General features: G+C 60.0%; 27 protein-coding genes. All 27 read left to right on the top strand.

Annotated elements, in window-relative coordinates; translation table 11 throughout:
- Position 1: 1 nt before the first annotated feature.
- The 27 genes from fliJ (at position 2) to FBY03_RS00620 (ending at position 24,503) form a co-directional block, all read left to right on the top strand.
- Positions 2-451 (top strand): flagellar export protein FliJ, encoded by a 450-nt coding sequence (fliJ, locus tag FBY03_RS00750; RefSeq protein WP_147170290.1) that lies wholly within the window; start codon positions 2-4, stop codon positions 449-451.
- Between the two features lie 138 nt (positions 452-589).
- On the top strand, positions 590-895 hold the full coding sequence (locus tag FBY03_RS00745; RefSeq protein WP_147170289.1) for an STAS domain-containing protein: 306 nt from the start codon (positions 590-592) through the stop codon (positions 893-895).
- A 15-nt stretch (positions 896-910) separates the two neighbouring features.
- Entirely contained in the window at positions 911-2,611 is a 1,701-nt protein-coding gene (locus FBY03_RS00740; RefSeq protein ID WP_147170288.1) for a fused response regulator/phosphatase, read from the top strand.
- 25 nt (positions 2,612-2,636) lie between these two features.
- Positions 2,637-2,990, top strand: coding sequence for an Hpt domain-containing protein (locus tag FBY03_RS00735; RefSeq protein WP_147170565.1), 354 nt, complete (start codon positions 2,637-2,639; stop codon positions 2,988-2,990).
- A 137-nt stretch (positions 2,991-3,127) separates the two neighbouring features.
- Positions 3,128-4,399: a flagellar hook-length control protein FliK gene (locus tag FBY03_RS00730; RefSeq protein WP_147170287.1), complete on the top strand. Its 1,272-nt coding sequence runs from the start codon at positions 3,128-3,130 to the stop codon at positions 4,397-4,399.
- Between the two features lie 371 nt (positions 4,400-4,770).
- Entirely contained in the window at positions 4,771-5,307 is a 537-nt protein-coding gene (fliL, locus tag FBY03_RS00725) for a flagellar basal body-associated protein FliL (RefSeq protein WP_147170286.1), read from the top strand.
- Positions 5,308-5,320: 13 nt separating this feature from the next.
- Positions 5,321-6,292: a flagellar motor switch protein FliM gene (fliM, locus tag FBY03_RS00720; protein WP_147170285.1), complete on the top strand. Its 972-nt coding sequence runs from the start codon at positions 5,321-5,323 to the stop codon at positions 6,290-6,292.
- A gap of 39 nt (positions 6,293-6,331) precedes the next feature.
- Positions 6,332-6,802, top strand: coding sequence for a flagellar motor switch protein FliN (gene fliN, locus FBY03_RS00715; RefSeq protein WP_147170284.1), 471 nt, complete (start codon positions 6,332-6,334; stop codon positions 6,800-6,802).
- Positions 6,803-6,806: 4 nt separating this feature from the next.
- Positions 6,807-7,232, top strand: a complete 426-nt coding sequence (gene fliO / locus FBY03_RS00710) for a flagellar biosynthetic protein FliO (RefSeq protein WP_147170283.1) — start codon at positions 6,807-6,809, stop codon at positions 7,230-7,232.
- Positions 7,232-7,987 (top strand): flagellar type III secretion system pore protein FliP, encoded by a 756-nt coding sequence (gene fliP / locus FBY03_RS00705; protein WP_147170282.1) that lies wholly within the window; start codon positions 7,232-7,234, stop codon positions 7,985-7,987. The genes fliO and fliP overlap by 1 nt, the downstream gene beginning before the upstream one ends.
- Positions 7,988-7,997: 10 nt before the next feature.
- Complete coding sequence (gene fliQ / locus FBY03_RS00700; RefSeq protein WP_147170281.1) at positions 7,998-8,267, top strand: flagellar biosynthesis protein FliQ; 270 nt, start codon at positions 7,998-8,000, stop codon at positions 8,265-8,267.
- A 1-nt stretch (position 8,268) separates the two neighbouring features.
- Positions 8,269-9,045 (top strand): flagellar biosynthetic protein FliR, encoded by a 777-nt coding sequence (fliR, locus tag FBY03_RS00695; RefSeq protein ID WP_147170280.1) that lies wholly within the window; start codon positions 8,269-8,271, stop codon positions 9,043-9,045.
- A 9-nt stretch (positions 9,046-9,054) separates the two neighbouring features.
- Entirely contained in the window at positions 9,055-10,191 is a 1,137-nt protein-coding gene (flhB, locus tag FBY03_RS00690; protein WP_147170279.1) for a flagellar biosynthesis protein FlhB, read from the top strand.
- Between the two features lie 251 nt (positions 10,192-10,442).
- A complete protein-coding gene (flhA, locus tag FBY03_RS00685) occupies positions 10,443-12,551 on the top strand; it encodes a flagellar biosynthesis protein FlhA (protein WP_147170564.1) in 2,109 nt (702 codons plus the stop codon).
- A 15-nt stretch (positions 12,552-12,566) separates the two neighbouring features.
- Positions 12,567-13,868 (top strand): flagellar biosynthesis protein FlhF, encoded by a 1,302-nt coding sequence (gene flhF, locus FBY03_RS00680; protein ID WP_147170278.1) that lies wholly within the window; start codon positions 12,567-12,569, stop codon positions 13,866-13,868.
- Between the two features lie 97 nt (positions 13,869-13,965).
- Positions 13,966-14,805 carry a flagellar synthesis regulator FleN gene (fleN, locus tag FBY03_RS00675; RefSeq protein ID WP_178090533.1) on the top strand — a complete coding sequence of 280 codons (840 nt, stop codon included), beginning with the start codon at positions 13,966-13,968 and terminating at the stop codon, positions 14,803-14,805.
- Complete coding sequence (gene fliA, locus FBY03_RS00670) at positions 14,802-15,548, top strand: RNA polymerase sigma factor FliA (RefSeq protein WP_178090517.1); 747 nt, start codon at positions 14,802-14,804, stop codon at positions 15,546-15,548. The genes fleN and fliA overlap by 4 nt, the downstream gene beginning before the upstream one ends.
- 85 nt (positions 15,549-15,633) lie before the next feature.
- Positions 15,634-16,008 carry a chemotaxis response regulator CheY gene (locus FBY03_RS00665; RefSeq protein WP_177345177.1) on the top strand — a complete coding sequence of 125 codons (375 nt, stop codon included), beginning with the start codon at positions 15,634-15,636 and terminating at the stop codon, positions 16,006-16,008.
- A gap of 19 nt (positions 16,009-16,027) precedes the next feature.
- The gene (locus tag FBY03_RS00660) at positions 16,028-16,816 is read left to right on the top strand and encodes a protein phosphatase CheZ (protein WP_147170276.1); all 789 of its coding nucleotides are present in this window, start codon (positions 16,028-16,030) and stop codon (positions 16,814-16,816) included.
- 10 nt (positions 16,817-16,826) lie between these two features.
- Entirely contained in the window at positions 16,827-19,025 is a 2,199-nt protein-coding gene (locus FBY03_RS00655; RefSeq protein ID WP_147170275.1) for a chemotaxis protein CheA, read from the top strand.
- Positions 19,026-19,068: 43 nt separating this feature from the next.
- Positions 19,069-20,181: a chemotaxis response regulator protein-glutamate methylesterase gene (locus tag FBY03_RS00650; RefSeq protein ID WP_147170274.1), complete on the top strand. Its 1,113-nt coding sequence runs from the start codon at positions 19,069-19,071 to the stop codon at positions 20,179-20,181.
- Entirely contained in the window at positions 20,181-20,921 is a 741-nt protein-coding gene (locus tag FBY03_RS00645) for a flagellar motor protein (protein ID WP_147170273.1), read from the top strand. The genes FBY03_RS00650 and FBY03_RS00645 overlap by 1 nt, the downstream gene beginning before the upstream one ends.
- Positions 20,922-20,932: 11 nt before the next feature.
- Positions 20,933-21,850, top strand: coding sequence for a flagellar motor protein MotD (gene motD / locus FBY03_RS00640; protein WP_147170272.1), 918 nt, complete (start codon positions 20,933-20,935; stop codon positions 21,848-21,850).
- A gap of 5 nt (positions 21,851-21,855) precedes the next feature.
- Entirely contained in the window at positions 21,856-22,644 is a 789-nt protein-coding gene (locus FBY03_RS00635; RefSeq protein ID WP_147170271.1) for a ParA family protein, read from the top strand.
- Between the two features lie 87 nt (positions 22,645-22,731).
- Positions 22,732-23,520, top strand: coding sequence for a CheW domain-containing protein (locus FBY03_RS00630; protein ID WP_147170270.1), 789 nt, complete (start codon positions 22,732-22,734; stop codon positions 23,518-23,520).
- 104 nt (positions 23,521-23,624) lie between these two features.
- The gene (locus FBY03_RS00625; protein ID WP_147170269.1) at positions 23,625-24,104 is read left to right on the top strand and encodes a chemotaxis protein CheW; all 480 of its coding nucleotides are present in this window, start codon (positions 23,625-23,627) and stop codon (positions 24,102-24,104) included.
- A 3-nt stretch (positions 24,105-24,107) separates the two neighbouring features.
- Complete coding sequence (locus FBY03_RS00620) at positions 24,108-24,503, top strand: DUF2802 domain-containing protein (protein WP_147170268.1); 396 nt, start codon at positions 24,108-24,110, stop codon at positions 24,501-24,503.
- The last annotated feature ends 43 nt before the right edge of the window (positions 24,504-24,546 follow it).

Below are 24,546 nucleotides of genomic sequence, written 5' to 3'. Positions count from 1 at the left end.
CATGTCGAACAGTCGCGCCGCACGGCTCGCGCCGGTCATCAGCATGGCCGAACGGGCTGAACGTGAAGCTGCTCTGCAACTCGGTCACTGCCAGGGCTTGCTCAACCAGCAGGAAGTCAAGCTGGGCGAGCTGGAGCATTATCTGGTCGACTACCAACAACAGTGGTTGAGTGAGGGGCGCCAAGGCGTGTCCGGGCAGTGGCTGATGAACTATCAGCGTTTTCTCTCACAGCTGGATATTGCCATTGCCCAGCAAAGCCAGACAGTGGCTTGGCACCGCGCTAATCTGGATAAGGTGCGTGCGGTCTGGCAGCAGCGTCATGCGCGGCTGGAGGGGCTGCGCAAGCTGGTACAACGCTATCTCGACGAAGCCCGCAAAGTCGAAGATAAACGTGAGCAGAAGCTGCTCGACGAATTAGCGCAGCGCATGACCGGACACAATTCTGGCTGATTGGCAGTTGCCGCTGGCGAGCAGGGGTGCTACATCTTCATGGTATGAACTGTGTACGTGGATCATGCGAGTGCAGTGAAGCACTCGATGCGTACGAACCGGTTCGTGGACGATTTTTTGCAGGATAAGGAGTAATTCATGGCCATCACCTCGCAGCCCTCGGCAGATGGGCAAGAGTTGACCATTGTGATTCAGGGACGTTTCGACTTCGGTGCGCACCAGGAGTTTCGTGACGCTTACGAGCGGGTGAACCGTAGTCCTGAACGCTATGTCGTCGACCTCAAGGGCACCAGTTATCTCGACAGTTCAGCCTTGGGCATGCTGCTGTTACTGCGCGATCATGCCGGCGGCGATCACGCCCAAGTGCGGTTGCTCAACTGCAATCCGGATGTGCGTAAGATTCTCGCTATTTCCAACTTCGAACAATTGTTCAAAATCGCCTAAGCAGAGCCTGCAGCCATGCCTGCGCGTCTGTCTGTGCTGATCGCCGAGGATAACGCCGCCGATCGCATGCTGCTGTCGACCATTGTCAGTCGCCAGGGTCATCGTACCCTGACCGCCAGTAATGGTCTGGAAGCGGTCGCCTTGTTCGAACAGGAACGTCCGCAATTGGTCTTGATGGATGCCTTGATGCCGCAGATGGACGGCTTCGAGGCTGCGCGACGGATCAAGCTGATGGCTGGCGAAGAGTTGGTGCCGATCATCTTCCTGACTTCGCTGACCGAGGGTGAGGCACTGGTGCGTTGCCTGGAGGCCGGTGGCGACGACTTTCTCGCCAAACCCTACAATCGGGTGATCCTCGAAGCCAAGATCAACGCCATGGACCGTCTGCGTCGTTTGCAGGATACGGTGCTGCAGCAGCGCGACCTGATCGCCAAGCACAATGAACATTTGCTCAACGAGCAGCGCGTGGCCAAGGCGGTATTCGACAAGGTGGCGCACTCCGGTTGCCTTGACTCCCCCAATATTCGCTACCTGCAGTCGCCTTATGCGGTGTTCAACGGCGATTTGCTGCTCGCTGCATTCAATCCCTCAGGCGGCATGCATGTGCTACTCGGCGATTTCACCGGCCACGGTCTGCCGGCGGCAATCGGTGCCATGCCTGCGGCCGAAGTGTTCTATGGCATGACTGCCAAGGGGCACTCCCTGGCGGAAATCTTGCGCGAGATCAACGCCAAGCTCAAACGCATCCTGCCGGTTGGGGTTTTTTGCTGCGCGACCTTGCTGAATATCAGCTTTCAGCGTCGGGTAGTCGAAGTATGGAATGGCGGTTTGCCGGATGGTTACCTGCAACGCGCCGGCAGCGCCACGCGCATACCTCTGGTGTCGCGGCATCTGCCTTTGGGTGTGCTGGAGCCCTCGGCGTTCAACGACCAGTGCGAGTTCTACCCGCTGGAGATGGGCGACCGGATTTTTCTGCTGTCCGATGGCGTGCTGGAGGCCTGCAACAGTCAGGGCGAGCTATTTGGCGAGGCGCGATTGCTCGAAGTGTTTGCCCACAATCAGGAGCCGGCACGTTTGTTCGTGGAGATTCAGCAGGCGCTGACGCGCTTCCGTGGCGAACTGCATGACGACGTCAGCTTGGTCGAGGTCAGCCTGTTCGAAGAGGGTGTCCCGAGCCGTCCACCTTTGGTTTTTGCCGACAGTGGGCAGAACAGCCCGCTGGACTGGTCGGCGAGTTTCGAGTTTCGCGGCGAGACCTTGCAGCGTTTCAATCCGTTGCCGTTCCTGCTGCAGTTGTTGCTCGAGGTCCAGGGGTTGCGCTCGCAAGCGGGGGGGCTCTTCAGCGTCCTCGCTGAGCTCTATTCGAATGCCCTGGAGCATGGCGTGCTGGGCTTGGACTCGGCATTGAAATCGGGTGCTGAGGGGTTTGCCGAGTATTACCGGCTGCGCCATGAGCGCCTGGCCAACCTGCGCGAGGGTTATGTGCGCTTTCACCTGCAGATCGTCCCCGAATCAGCTGGCGGGCGGCTGATCATGCGAATCGAAGACAGTGGTCAGGGCTTCGACGGGCAGGCGATTATGCAGCAACAGATGGGTGTCGACAGTCTGTGCGGACGCGGCCTGTCCCTGGTTCGCCAGCTCAGCGAACGCTGTACCTGGCCTGCCGATGGCAAAGGGGTAAGCGTGGAGTTTTCCTGGTCGGGTGGGCATAATTGAGCGCTTTTTGATCGGGGGTGAACGGGTGGCCGATATCCATCTCGACAATGCTGTGTTGGCTGTGTTGCAGGACATCATGGGCGACGAGTATGCGGTGTTGCTGGATACCTTTCTGGCGGACTCCGAAGAGCGTCTGCGTCTGCTGCGGCGAGCCGAGTTGGCGGCGGATGCGCAGGGGCTGCGTTTGGCTGCGCATAGCTTCAAGGGTAGCTGCAGCAATATGGGGGCGCCGCTGTTGGCGGGTTTGTGCAAGGAACTGGAAGAGGCCGGTCAGCGCCAGATTCTGGGCGTTGTGCCAGGACTGCTTGAGCAGATCGAGCGTGAGTTCGCCATCGTGCGTATTTTGTGTAAGACCGAGCTCCAGCGTTATCGCATATAGCGGTGGCGGGGCAGGCGGACAGGGATCGCCTCGCTGGCAATCAGCGGCGAGCAGTTGCCTGGACCCTGACGTTTTTAAGAGCTGGCCCGTCTATTGCAATTCTCTCCGTACGAACCATCCCTGAGCGGAGAGTATCCATGTCCGTTGCCCCCGATGTGCTGCTCAAGTCAGCGCCCGATATAAAACCGAAAAACTCCGCAGGAAAAACACCGGCAAAAGCGCCAGAGCCTAGCAAGAGTGAGGCTTCCAGCTTTGCTCAGGTGTATGCCAAGGAGCGTCAGGCAAGCGCCGCGCCAGCTAAACCCAGTCGCGAGGCGACGTCCGAGGCGCAAGACGCTGAAGAGTCCGCAAATCCGTCGATCGTCGCTGCCGCTGAACAGTCGGTGCTTGCCGATAGCGGCAAGTCTTTGCCGAGTGATCCGGCATTGGAGGATCCAGCGCTCGATGAACTGCTGCTAATGGGTATGGCCGGCCAGCCCGTGCCCAATGCCGAAATAGCGGAGCCGGTTGTGGGCGAAGACGGTGAGGTGCAGGTGTTGTCCTCGGTCAGTTTGATCAGCTCAGGGCCGGCGAGCATGACCGAGGCGAGCGTCGAGCCCGAGCTGGAGGCGCTGAATCAGCTGCCGGCAGTGCGCATGGCACTGGAGCTGGGTGGCAAGGCTCAGACCATGACGGCCGAGCAGGGCGCCGCGAAGGCCCCGGACGTCATGGCGCAGCAGGCAGCGCTCAATCCAGTACAGAGTTTTTCCAGCGCAATGGCCTCCATGGGGGCGCAGCAGTCACTGAGTGAGTCTAGTGACGGGGGCGATGTGCCGCTGATTGAGCTGACGACTGAAGGCCTGGAAGCCCTCAAGGAAAGTGCAGCCGATTCGCGGCCGGAGAATTTCGTCAGTAAGCTCAGTGCGCTGAGTCAGGCGGTTGCTCAGTCAACCGCGCCGGCACCACGGGCGGCGGTGATTCCGGGCCAGCCAGTAGCGATGCAGCAGGCGGGTTGGAGTGAGGCCGTTGTGGACCGGGTGATGTGGCTGTCCAGTCAGAATCTGCAGTCCGCAGAGATTCAGCTCGACCCGGCTGAGTTGGGGCGTATGGAAGTACGTATCAGCCTGAGTCAGGAGCAGGCGCAGGTCACCTTCGCCAGCCCCCATGCGGGTGTGCGCGAGGCGCTGGAAGGGCAGATGCACCGCTTGCGCGAACTGTTCACTCAGCAAGGCATGAACCTGCTTGATGTGAATGTTTCCGATCAGTCGTCGAGTCGCGGCTGGCAAGGTCAGGACGGTGGCGGTAGGGGGCGTGACGGGGGCGGCAGTGAATCGTTGGGGATGGGTGATGACGAACTTGCGCTGAGTCCCGTCGAGCTGAGAAGCAATTCGCTGAACAGCGGCCGCGGAATGGTCGACTACTACGCCTAGCCCTGCTGCTTTAGTGCTTTTGGCGCTGTAGTCGACCGCCCCGCTGATCTAAACTGCAGCTCGCCCGACTCCCGCATGGGAGTCGGGCGAATTTGTTTTAGGGTGACAGTGGCTGATGAGACTGGTATATCCGCAGCCCCTCTTGGACGTTCTGCACGCTTGACCATGCACCAACGATGCGACATGCGGCGATTGTCGCGAGGGGGAAGTGCTGGCTTTCGTCCTGCTCACAGTGACTGGTTAAGGTTCGCGAGAGCCTCAGCCAGGGTAACTAGGTATTCCCTGTGGGTCGGTTGATTACAAACTGGCATAACACTTGCTCCTAACCCTTTGAAAGCGGATAGAACTCCGATCAGTGACGGATTATTGGCATGGCTAAGAAAGAAGCAGCGGAAGACCCAGTGGCCGCCGAGGCAAAACCAGCGGGCAAAATGAAATTGATCATCTTGATCGTTGTAGCTCTGCTGCTGGCGGTGGGCTTGTCGATTGGTGGAACCTGGTTCTTTCTCGGCAAAGATTCGGCGCCTGATGCAGCCAAGGCGCAAGCCGACGCAGAACATGCTGCGGATAGCGGTGCGCCGGTGAATCATACGGCGATTTACGAAGAGCTGATGCCGGCCTTTGTGGTCAACTTCACCTACAAGGGACGCCCGCGTTATATGCAAGTCAGCGTTGCCTTGATGACCCGGGATCAGGCGGCGCTGGACGCGCTCAAGGTGCATATGCCGGTCCTGCGTAATCGCTTGGTGATGTTGTTCTCCAATCAGGATTTCGAAGCCTTGATCACTCCGGTGGGTAAGGAAATGCTGCGTCAGCAGGCCACGGCCAGCGTGCAGGAATTGGCGCAGAAAGAGACGGGCAAACTGGCCGTCGAACAAGTGCTATTCACCAATTTAGTATTGCAGTAGCCGGGAGCCCGCCATGTCTGTGCAAGACCTGCTTTCCCAGGATGAAATCGATGCGCTGCTGCATGGTGTCGATGACGGGGCGGTCGAGACCGAGGACGCCGCGGAACCGGGTAGCGTCAAACAATATGATCTGACCAGCCAGGATCGCATCGTCCGCGGACGCATGCCGACCCTGGAAATGATCAACGAACGCTTTGCCCGTTACACCCGCATCAGCATGTTCAACCTGCTGCGCCGCTCGGCGGATGTCGCGGTGGGCGGAGTGCAGGTGATGAAGTTTGGCGAGTACGTGCACTCCCTGTACGTACCGACCAGCCTCAACCTGGTGAAGATGAAGCCGTTGCGCGGCACCGGTCTGTTCATTCTCGATGCCCGCCTGGTATTCAAGCTGGTCGATAACTTCTTCGGTGGTGATGGCCGGCACGCCAAGATCGAAGGCCGGGAATTCACCCCGACCGAATTGCGCGTGGTACGCATGGTGCTGGATCAGGCGTTTATCGACCTGAAAGAGGCCTGGCATGCGGTCATGGACATCAACTTCGAGTACGTCAACTCGGAAGTGAACCCGGCGCTGGCCAACATCGTCAGCCCCAGTGAGGTGATCGTCGTCTCGACTTTCCACATCGAGTTGGACGGCGGCGGTGGCGATCTGCATATCACCATGCCGTATTCGATGATCGAGCCGATCCGCGAGATGCTCGATGCCGGTTTCCAATCGGATGTCGACGATCAGGACGAGCGCTGGGTCAAAGCGCTGCGCGAAGACATTCTCGATGTCAGTGTGCCGCTCGGCGCTACGGTGGTTCGCCGTCAGCTGAAGCTGCGCGACATCCTCAATATGCAGCCCGGTGACGTGATTCCGGTAGAAATGCCCGACAACATGATTTTGCGCGCCAGCGGCGTACCGGCCTTCAAGGTCAAGCTCGGTGCACACAAAGGTAACTTGGCGTTGCAGGTGCTTGAGCCGATCGAGCGCCAGCGCTAAGCGCTCGCCAAACCCCTACAAGCCAGCCGAGGACAGACGATGGCAGACGAAAACGAAAACACCTCTCCCGAGGAGCAGGCGCTGGCCGATGAGTGGGCTGCGGCGTTGACCGAAGCTGGCGATGCCGATCAGGACGATATCGATGCCATGCTCGCGGCCGGTGGCGCGGCCGCGGCACCCGCCGCGCCACGGGCGCCGATGGAAGAATTTGGCAGCGCCCCCAAGGCCAGTCTGCCGGTCAACCTGGATGGGCCGAACCTGGATGTGATTCTGGATATCCCGGTGTCGATCTCCATGGAAGTCGGCAATGCCGACATCACCATCCGTAACCTGTTGCAACTCAATCAGGGCTCGGTGATCGAACTCGATCGTCTGGCCGGCGAGCCGCTGGACGTGCTGGTCAACGGCACCCTGATCGCCCATGGCGAGGTGGTGGTGGTCAACGAGAAGTTTGGCATCCGCCTGACCGATGTGATCAGTCCGAGCGAACGCATCAAGAAGCTGCGCTAAGACCATGGCTAAATTCCTTGCTCTGCTGCTGATGCTGCCACTCGCTGTCCTGGCCGCCGAGCCGGCGACCCCAGCGGCTGCCCCCATGACTACCAGCGCCGGCAGCCTGGTGCAGTTGCTGCTCGGCTTGCTGCTGGTCATCGGTCTGATTTTTCTGTTGGCTTGGCTGATGCGCCGGGTTCAGCAGATCGGCCCGCGTGGTGGTCAGGTAATCAAGATCGTGGCCAGTCAGGCCCTCGGCCCGCGTGATCGCCTGGTGCTGGTGCAGGTGGGCGGCGAGCAGATTCTGCTCGGCCTCAGTGCCGGGCGTATCACTCCCTTGCACGTAATGAACGAGCCGGTGCACTTGCCCGATGGCGAGCCGGCCTCGGCGGAGTTCGCCCAGCGCCTGATGGAACTGCTAGGCAAGGATCAGAAGGACAAGTCTTGATGAGCGCGTTGCGCCTGCTGTTGGCTCTGCTGTTCACCCTGCTCGCGCCGCTGGCGTTCGCAGCGGAAAACCCGTTATCGATTCCGGCGATCACCTTAAGCACCGACGCCGCAGGGCAGCAGGAATACTCGGTCAACCTGCAGATCCTGCTGATCATGACGGCGCTGAGTTTTATTCCCGCCTTCCTGATGCTGATGACCAGTTTCACCCGGATCATCATTGTGTTCTCCATCCTGCGTCAGGCGCTGGGCCTGCAACAGACGCCGTCCAACCAGCTGCTGGTCGGCCTGGCGCTGTTCCTCACCCTGTTCATCATGGCGCCGGTGTTCGAGCAGATTAACAGCGAGGCTTTGCAGCCTTATCTTAACGAGCAGTTGCCGGCCCAGGAGGCCATCCTCAAGGCCGAGGGGCCGATCAAGAATTTCATGCTGATGCAGACCCGCGAGAGCGATCTGGAGTTGTTCGTGCGCCTGTCCAAGCGTACCGATATCGCCAGCCCGGATGACGCCCCGCTGACTATTCTGATACCGGCGTTTGTCACCTCCGAGCTGAAAACCGCCTTCCAGATCGGCTTCATGATTTTCATTCCATTCCTGATCATCGACATGGTGGTGGCCAGCATCCTTATGGCCATGGGCATGATGATGTTGTCGCCGCTGATCATCTCGCTGCCGTTCAAGATCATGTTGTTCGTCCTGATCGACGGCTGGGCACTGATCATGGGCACCCTGGCCAGCAGTTTCGGCACCTTATGACGAGGCCCACATGACTCCTGAGGTGGTTGTTGATCTGTTTCGTGAGGCGCTCTGGCTGGTCGCGCTGATAGTCGGCCTGGCGGTCATGCCCAGCCTGTTGGTGGGCCTATTGGTGGCGATGTTTCAGGCGGCGACCCAGATCAACGAACAGACCCTGAGTTTTCTCCCGCGTTTGCTGGTGATGTTGCTGACCATGATTGTCGGCGGGCCTTGGCTGGTTCGTGAGCTGATCGAGTATTCGCGGACCCTGATCATGAACATTCCGGCGCTGATTGGCTGACATGCTGGAGCTCAGTGATGCGCAGATTGGCGGCTGGGTCAGCAGTTTTCTGCTGCCGATGTTTCGGGTTGCCGCCCTGCTGATGGTGATGCCAATCGTTGGCACGCAACTGGTGCCAACACGGATACGCCTGTACTTCGCCCTGGGTATCTGCCTGGTGTTGGTGCCCAACCTGCCCCCCATGCCGCAGGTCGATGCGCTCAGCCTGCCGGCCTTCATGCTGATCGCCCAGGAAATACTGGTGGGGGTGATGCTCGGGTTTGTTCTGCAACTGTTCTTTCATGCGTTCGTGATCGCCGGGCAGATTCTGGCGACGCAAATGGGCCTGGGCTTCGCCTCCATGGTCGACCCGGCGAACGGCGTGTCAGTGGCGGTGATTGGGCAGTTCTTCACCATGCTGGTGACCCTGCTGTTTCTCGCCATGAACGGGCATCTGGTGGTGTTCGAGGTGCTGGCGGAAAGCTTCGTCACGCTACCGGTGGGCAGTGGTCTGCAGATCGATCATTACTGGGAGTTGGCCAGCAAACTGGGCTGGGTGTTCGGCGCCGGGTTGCTTCTGGTATTGCCGGCGATCACCGCGCTGTTGGTGGTCAATATCGCATTCGGGGTGATGACCCGCGCGGCGCCGCAGCTGAATATTTTTTCCATCGGCTTTCCGCTGACTCTGGTGCTGGGCTTGGTGATCGTCTGGATCAGCATGGCGGACATCCTCGCGCAGTATCAGGTGTTTGCCACTGAGGCCCTGCAGTTTCTGCGCGAAATGGCGCGGGCGAGTTGAGGCCAGACTATGGCTGAATCGGAAAGTGGCGCCGATAAAAGCGAGGAGCCCACGGAGAAACGCCTCCGTGAGTCCCGTGAGAAAGGCCAGATCGCGCGCTCCCGTGAGCTCAATACCTTGGCCGTGATGTTGGCCGGCACAGGCGGGCTGCTGGCCTCGGGCGGCAGTTTGGGCAATGCGTTACTGGACATCATGCGCGGTAATTTCTCCTTGTCGCGCGAGGTGATCATGGACGAGCGCAGTATGGGCCTGTGGTTGCTGGCCTCCGGTGACGTCGCGCTGGATGCCTTGCTGCCGTTGTTTTTGAGCTTATTGATCGCCTCGATTGTCGGCCCGATTGCCTTGGGTGGCTGGCTGTTCTCGGCGCAGGCGATGGCGCCGAAGTTGAGCCGGATGAATCCCTTGGCAGGCCTCAAACGCATGTTCTCGGCTAAAGCCCTGGTCGAATTGGGTAAGGCGCTGGGCAAATTTATCGTGATTCTGGCGGTAGCCTTGGTTGTGCTGGCTACCGAGCGTGATGATTTGTTGGCTATCGCCCACGAGCCGTTGCAGTCGGCCATTCTGCATGCCGCCCAGGTGGTCGGCTGGAGTGCCTTGTGGATGGCCTGTGGCCTGACCCTGATCGCCGCGGTGGATGTGCCGTTCCAGCTCTGGGACAACAAGCAGAAGCTGATGATGACCAAGCAGGAAGTGCGCGACGAGTACAAGGACAGCGAGGGCAAGCCCGAGGTCAAGCAGCGTATTCGTCAGTTGCAGCGCGAAATGGCCGAGCGGCGGATGATGCAGGCCGTGCCGCAGGCCGATGTGGTGATCACCAACCCGACCCACTTCGCGGTGGCGTTGAAGTATGACCCCAGCAAGGGCCGTGCGCCGGTGCTGTTGGCCAAGGGCGGCGATTTCACCGCATTGAAAATTCGTGAAATTGCCCAGGAGCACCAGGTCATGCTGCTGGAGTCGCCGGCACTGGCACGGGCGGTGTTCTACTCGACGGAGCTGGATCAGGAGATTCCGGCCGGCTTGTACCTCGCTGTTGCCCAAGTGCTGGCCTATGTCTACCAGATCCGCCAGTACCAGGCCGGTAAGGGCAAGCGTCCGACGACGCTGCCCGACCTGCCGATTCCGCCGGATCTGCGTCGCGACGAGTAGCGCCAAGCGTTTTTATCATTGAGCATTGCGTCAGCGGTCATGTTCGATTGCGGGCGCTACACCCAGTGCCGCAGACGGTTTTTTCGCGTGCCTGACGTAAGCGAGCGATCCCTTCCGCTGTTGGTCGCCGAGCGATTGCGCCGGTGGCGGCCAAAGTTGGACAGCTTCTTGCAAAACTCAGCGCAAAGACGCAGCAAGCGTCAAAAGTTTGAATCGGCTGGGGTAGGGATGTGGCAGTAGATCGTTCGCAAATGCTCGGTAATGTACGCAGCAACCTGTCGGGATTGCGCCAGGGCAACCTGGGCATACCGCTGATGCTGCTGGTCATGCTCGGCATGGTCATGCTGCCGATTCCGCCGTTCCTGCTCGACGTGCTGTTCACCTTCAGCATCGCGCTGTCGATCGTGGTGCTGTTGGTCAGTATCTACGCCCTGCGTCCGCTGGATTTCGCGGTCTTTCCGACCATTCTGCTGGCCGCGACGCTGCTGCGTCTGGCATTGAACGTGGCCTCGACCCGTGTCGTACTGCTCAACGGCCATGATGGGCACGCCGCCGCCGGCCAGGTGATTCAGGCCTTCGGTGAGGTGGTGATCGGCGGCAACTACGTGGTCGGTATCGTGGTGTTCGCGATTTTGATGATCATCAACTTCGTGGTGGTCACCAAGGGTGCCGGGCGGATCTCCGAGGTCAGCGCGCGCTTTACCCTGGATGCCATGCCCGGCAAACAGATGGCCATCGACGCCGACCTCAACGCCGGTCTGATCGACCAAGTCGAGGCCAAGAAACGCCGCTCGGAAGTGTCTCAGGAGGCCGACTTCTATGGCTCGATGGACGGTGCCAGCAAGTTCGTCCGCGGCGATGCGATTGCCGGCCTGTTGATTCTGTTCATCAACCTGATTGGCGGCATCGCCATCGGTATCTTTCAGCACAGCCTGAGTTTCGCCGACGCTGGCAAGGTCTACACCCTGTTGACCATCGGCGACGGTCTGGTCGCACAAATCCCCTCGCTGCTGCTGTCAACCGCGGCGGCGATCATGGTCACCCGGGTGTCCAGCTCGGAAGACATGGGCGCCCAGGTCAGTCGGCAGATGTTCGCTTCACCGCGTGCCTTGGCCGTGGCGGCGGCAATCATGATCGCCATGGGCCTGGTTCCGGGCATGCCGCACTTTTCCTTTATCAGCCTTGGCCTGGTGGCTGCCGGGGCTGCCTACTGGATTGCCAACAAGCAACGCGTGGTCAAGGAGGACGAGGTCAAGGAGGTTCAGCGCCAGCAGGAACTGTTACCGGCGCAGCGGGCTCAGGAGGTCAAGGAGCTCGGCTGGGATGACGTCACGCCGGTGGATATGGTCGGCCTGGAGGTCGGTTACCGTCTGATTCCGCTGGTCGACCGCAACCAAGGTGGGCAGCTGCTCGCGCGGATCAAGGGGGTGCGCAAGAAGCTGTCCCAGGAAATGGGCTTCCTGATGCCCTCGGTGCATATCCGCGACAACCTCGACCTGCAGCCGAATGCCTACCGGCTGACCCTGATGGGCGTCAGCGTGGCCGAGGCCGAAGTCTTTCCCGACCGCGAGCTGGCGATCAATCCGGGGCAGGTGTTCGGCACCCTCAACGGGGTCGCCGCCAAGGATCCGGCGTTCGGCCTGGAGGCGGTGTGGATTGATCCGAATCAGCGCGACCAGGCCCAGTCACTGGGCTACACCGTGGTCGATGCCAGTACGGTAGTCGCGACCCACCTCAATCAGATATTGCACAAGCATGCCCATGAGCTGCTTGGCCATGAAGAGGTGCAGCAGTTGATGCAGCTGTTGGCCAAGAGTTCGCCCAAGCTGGCCGAAGAGCTGGTGCCGGGGCTGGTGTCCTTGTCGGTGTTGCTCAAGGTGTTGCAGGCGCTGCTGCAGGAGCAGGTGCCAGTGCGCGACGTGCGGACCATCGCCGAGGCCATCGCCAACGTGGCGCCAAAGAGTCAAGATCCTGCCGCCATGGTGGCGGCAGTGCGCGTCGCGCTGGCCCGGGCAATCGTGCAAAGCATTGTGGGACTAGAGCCGGAGCTGCCTGTGATCACCCTTGAACCAAGGTTGGAACAGATATTGCTCAGTAGTCTGCAGAAGGCCGGTCAAGGCTCCGAGGATGGCATCCTCCTGGAGCCAGGTATGGCCGAGAAGTTGCAACGTTCCCTGGTGGAAGCGGCGCAGCGCCAGGAAATGCTCGGCAAGCCAGTGATCCTGCTGGTAGCCGGTCCAGTCCGGGCCATGCTCTCGCGGTTCGCACGGCTGGCAGTACCGAGTATTCACGTGCTGGCGTACCAGGAAATCCCGGACAACAAGCAGGTCACTATCGTCGCGACGGTAGGGCAGAACTAACCGAGGTTACAGGCCATGCAGGTCAAACGCTTTTTCGCCGCCGATATGCGTCAAGCCATGAAGCTGGTCCGCGATGAGCTGGGCGCGGATGCCTCGATCATCGGTAACCGTCGGGTTGCTGGCGGTGTCGAACTGACTGCTGCACTGGATTATCAGATTCCCGCTGCGCCGTCTCGCCAGGCCAATCCTGAGCTGGAAGCCGAGTTGCGCATGACCCAGTCGCGTATCGCCTCGGCTCAGGCCGAGCTGGCGACCCGCGCGCAAGGAGACGCCGGCAAGGATCGCCAACTGTTTGGCGCCGAAGCGGAGGAACCGACTGTTAGCCTGCCCGAGACCGCGTATCAACCGCGCTCCAAGCCTGTTGCTGCGTCCGATCAGGGTGCCTTGGAAGCCATGCGTTTCGAGTTGCATGGTCTGCGCGAACTGATCGAGATGCAGATGGGCTCGATGGCCTGGGGCCAGCTGCAAAGCCGCCGACCGGAACAGGCCACCCTATGGCGTCGCTTGCAGCGCATGGGCTTGCCCGCCGAGCTGTCACGCACGCTGCTTGAGCGGGTGGCCACTATCGCCGAGCCGCGCCAGGCCTGGCGCATGCTGCTGGCACATTTGGCCCACTCGATTCAAACGCCGAAGCAGGAGCCGCTGGAAGAGGGTGGCGTGATCGCCTTGGTCGGTCCGGCCGGCATGGGCAAGACCACCACCCTGGCGAAATTGGCGGCGCGTTATGTCCTCAAGTACGGCGCTCAACAGATTGCCCTGGTCAGCCTGGACAGCTATCGCATAGGCGCCCAAGAGCAGCTGAAGACCCTAGGTCGCATCCTCAATGTTTCGGTGAGCCTGGTTGATCCCGGCCAATCGCTGACCCAGGCCCTGGCACCCTTGGCGCGTAAGCGGGTGGTCCTGATCGATACCGCGGGTCTACCGGGCAACGATCCAGCCCTGCGCATGCAGTTGGAGACCCTGGCCAGTCGTGGGGTCAAGTCGAGGAACTACCTGGTCATGGCGGCGACCAGCCAGAGCCAGGTGCTCAAGGCCGCCTACCACAGCTACAAAGTATGCGGTTTGTCGGGTTGCATCCTGACTAAGCTGGATGAAGCCACCAGCCTCGGCGAAGTTTTAGGTCTCGCAATTAGTCAGCGTCTACCGGTAGCCTATCAGGCGGATGGGCCGCGCATTCCGGATGATCTCCAGGTGCCGCGCAGCCATCAACTGGTCAGTCGCGCCGTGGGTCTGCAGGCGGCAGAGACACCGAGCGAAGATACGATGGCAGAGATGTTTGCCGATCTCTACCAACATCCGGCGCGGCGCGCCGGCTAAGCGCTGCCGCGGCAGCGGTTAAGCAAGCGCCTGGCTCCACGGCGGACCGGTGGGGCACAATCAGCCATGTGGCTCAAGTCGACGTTAGACAAGGTGTATAGATAACATGGGTATGCATCCCGTACAGGTGATTGCGGTGACCGGCGGCAAGGGTGGCGTCGGCAAGACCAATGTGTCGGTGAATCTGGCGCTAGCGCTGGCCGAGCTGGGTAGGCGAGTGATGTTGATGGACGCCGACCTGGGCTTGGCCAACGTCGACGTACTGCTCGGCTTGACCGCCAGGCGCACACTGGCCGATGTGATAAGCGGCGAGTGCGATCTGCGCGATGTGGTGCTGCAAGGTCCTGGCGGTATTCGTATCGTGCCGGCTGCCTCCGGCACGCAGAGCATGGTGCAGCTGTCGCCGATGCAGCATGCCGGGCTGATCCAGGCCTTCAGCGACATCGGCGACAACCTTGATGTACTGATTGTCGATACCGCCGCCGGTATTGGCGATTCGGTGGTCAGCTTCGTCCGCGCCGCTCAGGAAGTGCTGGTGGTGGTGTGCGATGAACCGACCTCGATCACCGATGCTTATGCGCTGATCAAGTTGCTCAACCGTGACCACGGCATGAACCGTTTCCGTGTGCTGGCGAATATGGCGCACAGCCCGCAAGAAGGTCGCAACCTCTTCGCCAAGCTGACCAAAGTCACCGATCGCTTCCTCGACGTCGCGCTGCAATATGTCGGCGCCGTGCCGTATGACGAGATGGTGCGCAAGGCCGTGCAGAAGCAGCGGGCGGTCTATGAGGCTTACCCGCGTTCGAAGTGCTCGTTGGCGTTTAAAGCGATTGCTCAGAAAGTCGATGCCTGGCCGCTACCGGCCAATCCGCGCGGGCACCTGGAGTTCTTCGTCGAACGCCTGGTGCAGCAGCCGGTTGCGGATACCACGGCATGACAGCAGCCTCTGGAGTTCGGATGTACAGCAAAGCGCAAGCGCAGGACTCCCAACACCAGTTGATCGAGCGCTATGCGCCCTTGGTCAAACGCATTGCCTATCACCTGCTGGCCCGTTTGCCGGCTAACGTGCAGGTGGATGACCTGATCCAGGCCGGGATGATCGGTCTGCTCGAGGCGTCGAAGAAATATGATTCCAGCAAGGGCGCCAGCTTCGAGACGTTCGCCGGTATTCGCATTCGCGGATCGATGCTCGATGAAGTGCGCAAGGGCGATTGGGCGCCACGTTCGGTGCACCGCAACAGCCGCATGGTCAGCGATGCAATTCGGGTAATTGAGGCAAGAACCGGTCGCGACGCTAAAGATCAGGAGGTTGCGGCCGAACTCCAATTGAGTCTTGATGATTACTACGGCATTCTTGGCGACACTTTGGGCAGCCGTTTGTTCAGTTTCGACGACCTGTTGCAGGACGGTGAACATGGCGAGCTGCGTGAAGACGCGAATAGCACTCACCTTGAGCCTTCACGTGACCTTGAAGATGAGCGTTTCAAGTTGGCGCTGGCCGATGCCATCGCCCACCTGCCCGAGCGCGAGCGTCTGGTGTTGTCGCTGTATTACGACGAAGAGCTGAATCTCAAGGAAATTGGTGAAGTGTTGGGGGTTAGCGAGTCGCGTATCTGTCAGTTGCACAGCCAATGTGCCTCGCGTTTGCGAGCACGCCTGAGCGAGTGGCGAAGGAGCTAGACGGATAAAGCCGGTTTCACGATTAAGGGCGTACTCAGGTGCTGGGTAGGTTTGGGACTGTACGGAGGTCGACTTGGACAAGAACATGAAAATCCTCATCGTTGATGATTTTTCAACGATGCGACGGATCATCAAGAACCTCCTGCGTGATTTGGGGTTCACCAACACCGCGGAGGCCGATGATGGCACCACGGCGCTGCCGATGCTGCAGAGCGGCAGTTTCGATTTCCTGGTGACCGACTGGAATATGCCGGGCATGACGGGAATCGATCTGTTGCGTGCGGTACGTGCGGACGAGCGACTCAAACAGCTGCCGGTGCTGATGGTGACTGCGGAAGCCAAGCGCGACCAAATCATCGAAGCTGCGCAGGCCGGGGTGAACGGGTATGTGGTTAAGCCGTTCACCGCGCAAGTGCTAAAAGAAAAGATCGAGAAAATCTTCGAACGAGTCAACGGCTGATGTCTGCCGCGAGGGCGCTATGGAACACAATGATTCCGAGCAGGGTGACCTCGAGTCGACTCTGAAAATCAATGCTCGCCAATTGGTGGATAGCCTCGAAAAAGGCGACTTTGGCGAAGCGGTAGAACTGATCAATGAACTCAACAAGGCGCGCGACCGTGGTCTGTACCATGAAGTCGGCAAGCTGACGCGTGAGTTGCATAACGCTATCGTCAATTTTCAGCTCGATCCGCACATGCCGCATGCCACGGAAATCTCGCAAATCACCGATGCCACCGAGCGTCTGGGTTATGTGGTGACGATGACCGAGAATGCAGCCAACCGCACCATGGACCTGGTCGAGCAGAGTGCCCCGCTGGTCAATGACCTGGGCCAGGAAGCACAAAGTCTGAGTGCCGACTGGGGGAGCTTCATGCGCCGAGAAATGGGCGCAGAGGGTTTTCGCGAGTTGGCCAAGCGAATCGAGTTGTTCCTCGCGCGTAGTGAACGCGATAGCAGCAAGTTGTCCGGGCACCTCAATGATATTTTGCTCGCCCAGGATTATCAGGACCTGACCGGCCAGGTGATCAAGCGGGTCACGCAATTGGTCACCGAGGTGGAGAGCAATCTGCTGAAACTGGTGCTGATGGCCAGCCAGGTCGACCGTTTCGCCGGCATTGAACACAATCACGAAGTGCTACGTGCCGAACAAAAACAACAAAAACAGCCTTCCCATGGTGAAGGTCCACAGATTCATGCCGATAAGCGTGATGACGTCGCATCCAATCAGGATGACGTCGACGATCTGTTATCCAGTTTAGGATTTTAGGAGCACGTCTATGAGCTTCGGCGCCGATGAAGAAATCCTTCAGGATTTCCTGGTAGAGGCCGGCGAGATTCTCGATCTATTGTCCGAGCAGTTGGTTGAGCTAGAAAGCCGCCCGGACGATATGAACTTGCTCAACGCTATTTTTCGCGGTTTCCATACCGTCAAGGGTGGCGCCGGCTTCCTCCAGCTCAATGAGCTGGTGGAGTGCTGCCACATTGCCGAAAACGTCTTCGACATCCTGCGCAAGGGCGCGCGTCGCGTCGACTCTGAGTTGATGGATGTGGTGCTGGAAGCGCTCGACGCGGTCAACAGCATGTTTGCCGAGGTGCGCGAGCGTGTTAAGCCAACGCCGGCTACGCCGGAGCTGCTGACCGCCTTGGCGCGGTTGGCCGAGCCGGCGAGAGACGATGAGCCGGTGCAGCCTGCTGCAGTCGCGGCAGCACCCGAGACACCTGTTGCGGCCCAAGGGCCTGCGGCTGCTGACATCAGTGATAATGAGTTCGAGCAGTTGCTCGATGCCTTGGGCGAGCCAGCAAGCGTCGCCACAGCCCCAGCTGCTGCCGGTGACGAAATCACCGACGATGAGTTCGAGTCTCTGCTCGACCAGTTGCATGGCAAGGGCCAATTTGCGGCTGCGCCTGTCGTAACGAGCGCTGCCGTGGCGAGTGCCGCCGTCAATGTGGCCCCTGTCGCCGCCGGTGATGAAATTACCGACGATGAGTTCGAGTCGCTGCTCGACCAACTGCACGGTAAGGGCCAATTCGCCCCGCCGGCAGCCACTGAGCCGAAGCCGGTAGTCGCAGAATCAAGTGCTGCCGTGGGCGATAACATTACCGATGATGAGTTCGAGTCATTGCTCGATCAATTGCACGGTAAGGGCAAGTTCTCCGAGCCGGCCGAGGTCAAGACGCCTGCGGTGGCCGCGCCGATCAAAGCCGCGGCGCCGGCCAAACCTATCGCCAAGCCCGCGGCGAAAGCCGAGCCTGCGAAAGCGCCCGCCGCGGCCGCTGCCGTGGCCGAAAAAGCCGCGCCGGCCAGTGAGGCGGAAACCACGGTCAGGGTCGATACCGCCCGCCTGGACGAGATCATGAACATGGTCGGCGAACTGGTGCTGGTGCGTAACCGCCTGGTGCGTCTGGGTTCCAATAGCGGCGACGAGGCGATGTCCAAGGCCGTTTCCAACCTCGATGTGGTCACCGCCGACCTGCAAACGGCGGTGATGAAAACCCGTATGCAGCCGATCAAGAAGGTCTTCGGGCGCTTCCCGCGTCTGGTGCGCGATTTGGCGCGCAGCCTGAAGAAAGAGATCAACCTGGAACTGGTGGGCGAAGAAACCGATCTCGACAAGAACCTGGTCGAAGCGTTGGCCGACCCGTTGGTGCATTTGGTGCGCAACGCCGTCGACCACGGCATCGAGACTCCCGAAGAGCGTGAGGCCAGCGGCAAGTCGCGCGGCGGCAAGGTGGTGCTGTCGGCGGAGCAGGAAGGCGATCACATCCTGTTGTCGATCTCCGATGACGGCAAAGGCATGGATGCCGATGTATTGCGTGCCAAGGCCGTGGAAAAGGGCTTGCTGGAGAAGGATGCGGCCGACCGACTCAACGAGTTCGAGTGCTACAACCTGATCTTCGCCCCAGGCTTCTCCACCAAGACCGAGATTTCCGATGTGTCCGGCCGTGGCGTCGGCATGGACGTGGTAAAGACCAAGATTTCCCAGCTCAACGGCACGGTCAACGTGTTCTCGGTCAAGGGCCAGGGCTCGAAGATCATCATCAAGGTACCGCTGACCTTGGCGATCATGCCGACCCTGATGGTGATGCTGGCCAACCAGGCATTCGCCTTCCCGCTGGTCAACGTCAATGAAATCTTCCACCTCGATCTGTCGCGTACCAATGTTGTCGATGGGCAGGAGGTGGTGATCGTCCGCGACAAGGCGCTGCCGCTGTTCTATCTCAAGCGCTGGTTGGTGCGTAATGCCGCCCATGAAGAGCAGGGCGAGGGTCACGTAGTGATTCTCACCGTGGGCAGCCAGCGCATTGGTTTCGTCGTCGATCAACTGGTCGGTCAAGAAGAAGTGGTGATCAAACCCTTGGGCAAGATGCTGCAGGGCACTCCGGGTATGTCTGGCGCTACCATCACTGGCGATGGGCGTATCGCCTTGATTCTCGACGTGCCGAGCATGCTTAAGCGTTACGCGCGGCGCATTTGATTGTTAGCGGCGCGGGTAAAGCCTGCGTCGCTTAGGAGTGGTTATGGTTGTAAAGGTGTTGGTGGTGGACGATTCCGGCTTCTTTCGTCGGCGCGTTTCGGAAATATTGTCTGCCGACCCGAATATTCAAGTGGTCGGTACTGCCACTAACGGCCGTGAAGCCATCGATCAAGCCCAGGCGTTAAGGCCTGACGTGATCACCATGGACTACGAGATGCCAATGATGGACGGCATCACCGCGGTGCGAAACATCATGCAGCGCTGTCCGACTCCGGTGTTGATGTTCTCCTCGCTGACCCACGAAGGTGCCCGCGTCACCTTGGATGCGCTGGACGCCGGGGCGGTGGACTTTCTGCCGAAGAACTTCGAAGACATTTCGCGCAACCCGGAGAAGGTCAAGCAACTGTTGTGCGAGAAGGTGCACAGCATCGCACGCAGCAATCGGCGCAGCATCGGTACGGCGCCGCTGTCGTCCACCACCAGCAGTGCGCTAAAAAAAACACCGGTGCCGATTAGTTCGCCGACCCGCCCAGCCATAGCGCCAGCTCCTGTCAGCGCTTCTCCAGCGACAAGCTCGTCAGCGCCCAAGCGCAAAAATTACAAGCTGGTCGCCATCGGTACTTCCACTGGCGGTCCAGTCGCCTTGCAGCGCGTGCTGACGCAGCTGCCAGCCAATTTCCCGACGCCGATTGTACTGATTCAGCATATGCCGGCGGCGTTTACCAAGGCTTTTGCCGAACGTCTGGACAAGCTCTGCCGGATCAATGTGAAAGAAGCCGAAGATGGCGATGTGCTGCGTCCTGGTCTGGCGTTGCTCGCGCCTGGCGGCAAACAGATGATGGTCGATAGTCGCGGCGCGGTCAGAATTTTGCCAGGCGATGAGCGGCTGAACTACAAACCCTGTGTCGACATCACCTTCGGTTCGGCAGCCAAGTCCTATCACGACAAGGTGCTGGCAGTGGTGCTCACCGGCATGGGCGCCGATGGTCGAGAGGGCGCACGTCTGCTCAAGCAGGGCGGCAGTCAGGTGTGGGCGCAGGACGAGGCCAGTTGTGTGATTTATGGCATGCCGATGGCGGTGGTCAAAGCCAATCTGGCGGATGCCGTGTTTGGGCTCGATGACATTGGCCGACACATTGTCGAGACTTGCCTCTGATGGATGTGCTGAGCCTGATCGGGGTCATCCTGGCATTTGTCGCGATTCTCGGCGGCAACTACATGGAGGGTGGTCACGTCGGGGCGTTGCTCAATGGCCCGGCGGCACTGATCGTGATCGGTGGCACCTTGGGGGCCGCCTTTCTCCAGGCTCCGGTCAACGTATTCAAACGCTCGCTGGTGATCTTGCGCTGGATATTGCTGCCACCGCGTATCGATTTGGCCGGCGGTATTAACCGTGTCGTCGGCTGGAGCATGACCGCGCGCAAGGAAGGCCTGCTCGGGCTGGAGGCGGTGGCCGATGCCGAGTTCGATCCCTATGCGCGTAAAGGTTTGCAATTGCTGGTCGATGGTGCGGAGCCAGAGGCCATTCGCAGCATTCTTGAAGTCGACCTCTACACTCAGGAAGGTCGCGATATTCAGGCTGCCAAGGTATTCGAAAGCATGGGCGGCTATGCGCCGACTATCGGCATCATTGGTGCGGTGATGGGCCTGATCCATGTGATGGGCAATTTGGCCGACCCGAGCAAACTCGGCAGTGGTATCGCAGTGGCCTTTGTCGCCACTATTTATGGCGTTGGCTTCGCCAACCTGTTGCTGCTGCCGATTGGCAACAAACTCAAGGCCATCGCCCAGCGTCAGTCGCGTTATCGCGAAATGCTGCTGGAGGGCGTGCTGTCCATCGCCGAAGGTGAAAATCCGCGCTCCATTGAACTGAAACTGCAAGGTTTCATGGACTGATGGAGTGAGTCATGGCCCGCCGACGCCACCACGAAGAGCATGAGAATCACGAGCGCTGGCTGGTGTCCTACGCGGATTTCATTACCTTGCTGTTCGCCTTTTTCGTCGTGATGTATTCGATTTCTTCAGTCAACGAAGGCAAGTACAAGGTCCTCTCAGAGACCCTGACCGGGGTGTTCAGCCACCCGGATCGCTCGATCAAACCGATTCCCGTCGGCGAGGAGAAGCCACGCGCCCCTGAACCGGATAATTCGCTGGTCGATGAGGATCTCAGCCAGGCTAGCACCGACTCCCTGCAAAGCATCGCCGATAGCGTGCGCGCAGCTTTCGGCGAGCTGATTCAGGCGGACCAGCTCAAGGTGCGCGGTAACGAGCTGTGGATCGAGATTGAGCTCAGTTCCAGCCTGTTGTTTCCCAGCGGCGATGCAGTGCCGAACAATGCCGCGTTCGATCTGATCGAAAAGGTTGCCAAAATACTGGCACCGTACGAAAACCCGGTACATGTGGAAGGCTTTACCGATAATTTGCCGATCCAAACTTCGCAGTTTCCGAGTAATTGGGAGCTGTCGGCGGCTCGGGCGGCGAGCATCGTGCGCATGCTGGCTATGGATGGCGTCAATCCCGGGCGTTTGGCCTCGGTGGGCTATGGCGAGTTTCAACCGGTGGCGGACAATGACACGATTGCCGGCCGGGCGCGAAACCGTCGGGTGGTGTTGGTGGTCTCGCGCAATCTCGATGTGCGGCGCAGTGTCAGCGGTGTCGGCAGCGCCAATGCTCGGCCCGATGACGCGTTGCGACGTGCTGGCACGCAATCTGCACCAGCGGCTGCAGCGCAGGTCCCGCAAGCGGGTGCCGTCAATCCCCCGTCGCCAAACCCTGTGAGGGTGGCGCCCGTTCTCGGTCAGGTCGCACCTGTGCCGGGAGGATGAACAAGATGAGAGTCTGGGCAGTAGCCAATCAAAAAGGTGGTGTCGGTAAGACCACCACCTCCATCGCCTTAGCCGGCCTGTTGGCCGAGTCGGGCAAGCGCGTGGTCGTGGTCGATCTCGACCCTCATGGCTCGATGACCAGTTACTTCGGTCATGATCCGGATGTTCTGGAACGCAGCAGCTTCGACCTGTTCCTGCATCAGGGCAGCGTGCCTCAGGGCTTGCCGCACCAGCTGTTGCTGCCCACCAGTCACGAGCGCATTGCCCTGTTGCCGTCGAGCACGGCGCTGGCCACGTTGGAACGGCAATCCCCAGGGCAGAGTGGTTTGGGCTTGGTGATCGCCAAGAGCCTGGCGCAACTGTGGGAAGAGTTCGACCATGCGGTGATCGACAGCCCGCCTCTGCTGGGGGTGCTGATGGTCAACGCGTTGGCGGCCAGTCAGCAATTGGTGATTCCGGTACAAACCGAGTTTCTGGCAGTCAAGGGCCTGGAGCGGATGGTCAGTACCTTGGCGATGATCAATCGTTCGCGCAAACAGGCGCTGCCCTACACCATCGTACCGACCCTGTTCGATCGGCGTACCCAGGCTTCCATGAGCACCCTGCGCACGTTGCGCAAGAGCTATCTCGACCACCTGTGGCCGGCCTACATTCCGGTCGACACGCGTCTGCGCGATGCCAGCAGGGCGGGGTTGACGCCCTCGCAGTTCGATTCCAACAGCCGGGGCGTGATTGCCTATCGTGCGTTGCTCAAACATTTGATCGCCCAACAGACGGCGGCGCAGGTGGCTTGAGATGACCCACTATGCTGAACAGAATGGCTCAAGTCTGCCGCAGCTGCGGCCGATAGGTTATACAGGTTATTTTTGCGGATTCTATCTATGAGCCGTTCCGTCGCTACCGCCACTCGACCCCAGCTGGCCTTGCAATCTTATCTGGATAGCTTGCTGCAGGAGGCTGCGCTCGAATTGGCCGATAGCGCCAGCCTGGATGAGTTCGAGGCTGCGGTGCTGGAGGAGAAGGTGCGTGACGCCCGGCAGGTGCCCGTGGCGCCGCAGCAGTCGGAGATGTTGGCTGTCGTCACGCTGCCGTTGCCCGAGCTTGAGACGCCGCCGATATTGATTGAACCGCTGGCTGAGGTGCATCTCGCTGCGCCGCAGGCCAAGCTGACGGCCAAGCTGAATCTCGATGGTCGCCCGGAGTGGGCACAAGAGCCGTTCGAATGCCTGCTCTTCGATGTCGCGGGCCTGACTCTGGCCGTACCGCTGGTGTGCCTGGGCTCGATCTATCCTCTTGCCGGACAGGAGTTGACGCCGCTGTTCGGCCAGCCGGACTGGTTTCTCGGCATACTGCCGTGCCAGGCTGGCAATCTGAAAGTGCTGGATGCAGCCCGCTGGGTCATGCCCGACCGCTATCGCGATGACTTCCGCCAGGGCCTGCAGTATGTGATTTCCGTTGAGGGTTATGAGTGGGGGCTGGCGGTGCATCAAGTCAGCCGTTCGATTCGCCTGGACCCGGATGAGGTCAAGTGGCGTAGTCTGCGCACTCAGCGCCCTTGGCTGGCCGGCACGGTGATTGAGCACATGTGCGCACTGCTGGATGTAGCAGCGTTGGCCGAGTTGATCGCCAGCGGTGCGGCCAAACGTATGGTTAACGGCCAGATACATTGAATTTTGCTGATTGGCGCTGTGAAGATGGCGCTGAAACACTAGTATCGACAGCGGGGCTACAACCCGCGCACGCCGCCGCAAGCGGTTTATGACGAGGTAGGGACATGAATAAAAGTTCTGCACAAGGCGCCGATGATCCCATTCTGCAATGGGTGACCTTCCGTTTGGACAATGAGAGCTATGGCATCAATGTGATGCAGGTTCAGGAAGTGCTGCGCTATACCGAGATCGCTCCGGTACCGGGCGCGCCGAGTTATGTGCTGGGCATCATCAACCTGCGTGGCAACGTGGTGACGGTGATTGACACGCGCCAGCGCTTTGGCCTGGATTCCGCTGAAGTGTCCGACAATTCGCGGATCGTGATTATCGAGGCGGACAAGCAAGTGGTCGGCATCCTGGTCGATAGCGTGGCTGAGGTGGTCTACCTGCGTCAGTCCGAAGTGGAAACCGCGCCGAATGTCGGCAATGACGAGTCGGCCAAGTTCATCCAGGGTGTGTGCAACAAGAATGGCGAGTTGCTGATTCTGGTCGAGCTGGACAAGATGATGAGTGAAGAAGAGTGGTCTGAGTTGGAGAGCATCTGATCCATGCTTGAAATCGCGCTGATCGTGCTTGCGCTGCTTTGTCTGGGGCTGGTGGGCACTTGTGTCTGGCTGGCCTCGCAGCAGCGGCACGCAGCGCAGTTGCAGCTCGAGCGTGGCGCGGAACGCGATCGACGGATGACTGAGTTGAGTAAGCGCCTGGATGCTTACTTGGCCGGCAGTGTGCGCATGGGCGAAGAGCTGCATGAACTGCGCCGCATTGTGGCGCCCTTGCCTGACAAACTCAGCCAGATCGAGCAGCGTGATCCCAGCAATTTGTCTTTCACCCAGGCGGCACGTTTGGTCGGGCTGGGCGCCAGCGTCGATGACTTGACCCAGTCCTGTGGTCTGAGCAAGGCCGAAGCGGAGTTGGTCAGCAAGCTGCATCAGCCCAAGCGCTAGTGACTCTGCGATTCCTCCGGGCCGGTTCAGCGCCCCGTTGTCT

The organism is Pseudomonas sp. SJZ079 (assembly GCF_007993865.1).
Taxonomy (GTDB): Bacteria; Pseudomonadota; Gammaproteobacteria; order Pseudomonadales; family Pseudomonadaceae; genus Aquipseudomonas.
The sequence above is the reverse complement of the archived record's forward strand: the minus strand, read 5'-3'. Positions and strand labels throughout refer to the sequence as shown.

Bases quoted from the DNA above. Each gene is read 5' to 3' on its own strand.
- FBY03_RS00665 (WP_177345177.1), top strand. From the start codon at position 15,634: ATGAAAATCCTCATCGTTGATGATTTTTCAACGATGCGACGGATCATC.
- FBY03_RS00635 (WP_147170271.1), top strand. From the start codon at position 21,856: ATGAGAGTCTGGGCAGTAGCCAATCAAAAAGGTGGTGTCGGTAAGACC.
- motD (WP_147170272.1), top strand. From the start codon at position 20,933: ATGGCCCGCCGACGCCACCACGAAGAGCATGAGAATCACGAGCGCTGG.
- fliJ (WP_147170290.1), top strand. From the start codon at position 2: ATGTCGAACAGTCGCGCCGCACGGCTCGCGCCGGTCATCAGCATGGCC.
- flhA (WP_147170564.1), top strand. From the start codon at position 10,443: ATGCTCGGTAATGTACGCAGCAACCTGTCGGGATTGCGCCAGGGCAAC.
- FBY03_RS00655 (WP_147170275.1), top strand. From the start codon at position 16,827: ATGAGCTTCGGCGCCGATGAAGAAATCCTTCAGGATTTCCTGGTAGAG.
- fliA (WP_178090517.1), top strand. From the start codon at position 14,802: ATGACAGCAGCCTCTGGAGTTCGGATGTACAGCAAAGCGCAAGCGCAG.
- FBY03_RS00620 (WP_147170268.1), top strand. From the start codon at position 24,108: ATGCTTGAAATCGCGCTGATCGTGCTTGCGCTGCTTTGTCTGGGGCTG.
- fliR (WP_147170280.1), top strand. From the start codon at position 8,269: ATGCTGGAGCTCAGTGATGCGCAGATTGGCGGCTGGGTCAGCAGTTTT.
- fliN (WP_147170284.1), top strand. From the start codon at position 6,332: ATGGCAGACGAAAACGAAAACACCTCTCCCGAGGAGCAGGCGCTGGCC.
- flhB (WP_147170279.1), top strand. From the start codon at position 9,055: ATGGCTGAATCGGAAAGTGGCGCCGATAAAAGCGAGGAGCCCACGGAG.
- FBY03_RS00645 (WP_147170273.1), top strand. From the start codon at position 20,181: ATGGATGTGCTGAGCCTGATCGGGGTCATCCTGGCATTTGTCGCGATT.
- flhF (WP_147170278.1), top strand. From the start codon at position 12,567: ATGCAGGTCAAACGCTTTTTCGCCGCCGATATGCGTCAAGCCATGAAG.
- FBY03_RS00625 (WP_147170269.1), top strand. From the start codon at position 23,625: ATGAATAAAAGTTCTGCACAAGGCGCCGATGATCCCATTCTGCAATGG.
- fliP (WP_147170282.1), top strand. From the start codon at position 7,232: ATGAGCGCGTTGCGCCTGCTGTTGGCTCTGCTGTTCACCCTGCTCGCG.
- fliQ (WP_147170281.1), top strand. From the start codon at position 7,998: ATGACTCCTGAGGTGGTTGTTGATCTGTTTCGTGAGGCGCTCTGGCTG.
- fliO (WP_147170283.1), top strand. From the start codon at position 6,807: ATGGCTAAATTCCTTGCTCTGCTGCTGATGCTGCCACTCGCTGTCCTG.
- FBY03_RS00660 (WP_147170276.1), top strand. From the start codon at position 16,028: ATGGAACACAATGATTCCGAGCAGGGTGACCTCGAGTCGACTCTGAAA.
- FBY03_RS00745 (WP_147170289.1), top strand. From the start codon at position 590: ATGGCCATCACCTCGCAGCCCTCGGCAGATGGGCAAGAGTTGACCATT.
- fliL (WP_147170286.1), top strand. From the start codon at position 4,771: ATGGCTAAGAAAGAAGCAGCGGAAGACCCAGTGGCCGCCGAGGCAAAA.
- FBY03_RS00650 (WP_147170274.1), top strand. From the start codon at position 19,069: ATGGTTGTAAAGGTGTTGGTGGTGGACGATTCCGGCTTCTTTCGTCGG.
- FBY03_RS00730 (WP_147170287.1), top strand. From the start codon at position 3,128: ATGTCCGTTGCCCCCGATGTGCTGCTCAAGTCAGCGCCCGATATAAAA.
- FBY03_RS00740 (WP_147170288.1), top strand. From the start codon at position 911: ATGCCTGCGCGTCTGTCTGTGCTGATCGCCGAGGATAACGCCGCCGAT.
- fliM (WP_147170285.1), top strand. From the start codon at position 5,321: ATGTCTGTGCAAGACCTGCTTTCCCAGGATGAAATCGATGCGCTGCTG.
- FBY03_RS00630 (WP_147170270.1), top strand. From the start codon at position 22,732: ATGAGCCGTTCCGTCGCTACCGCCACTCGACCCCAGCTGGCCTTGCAA.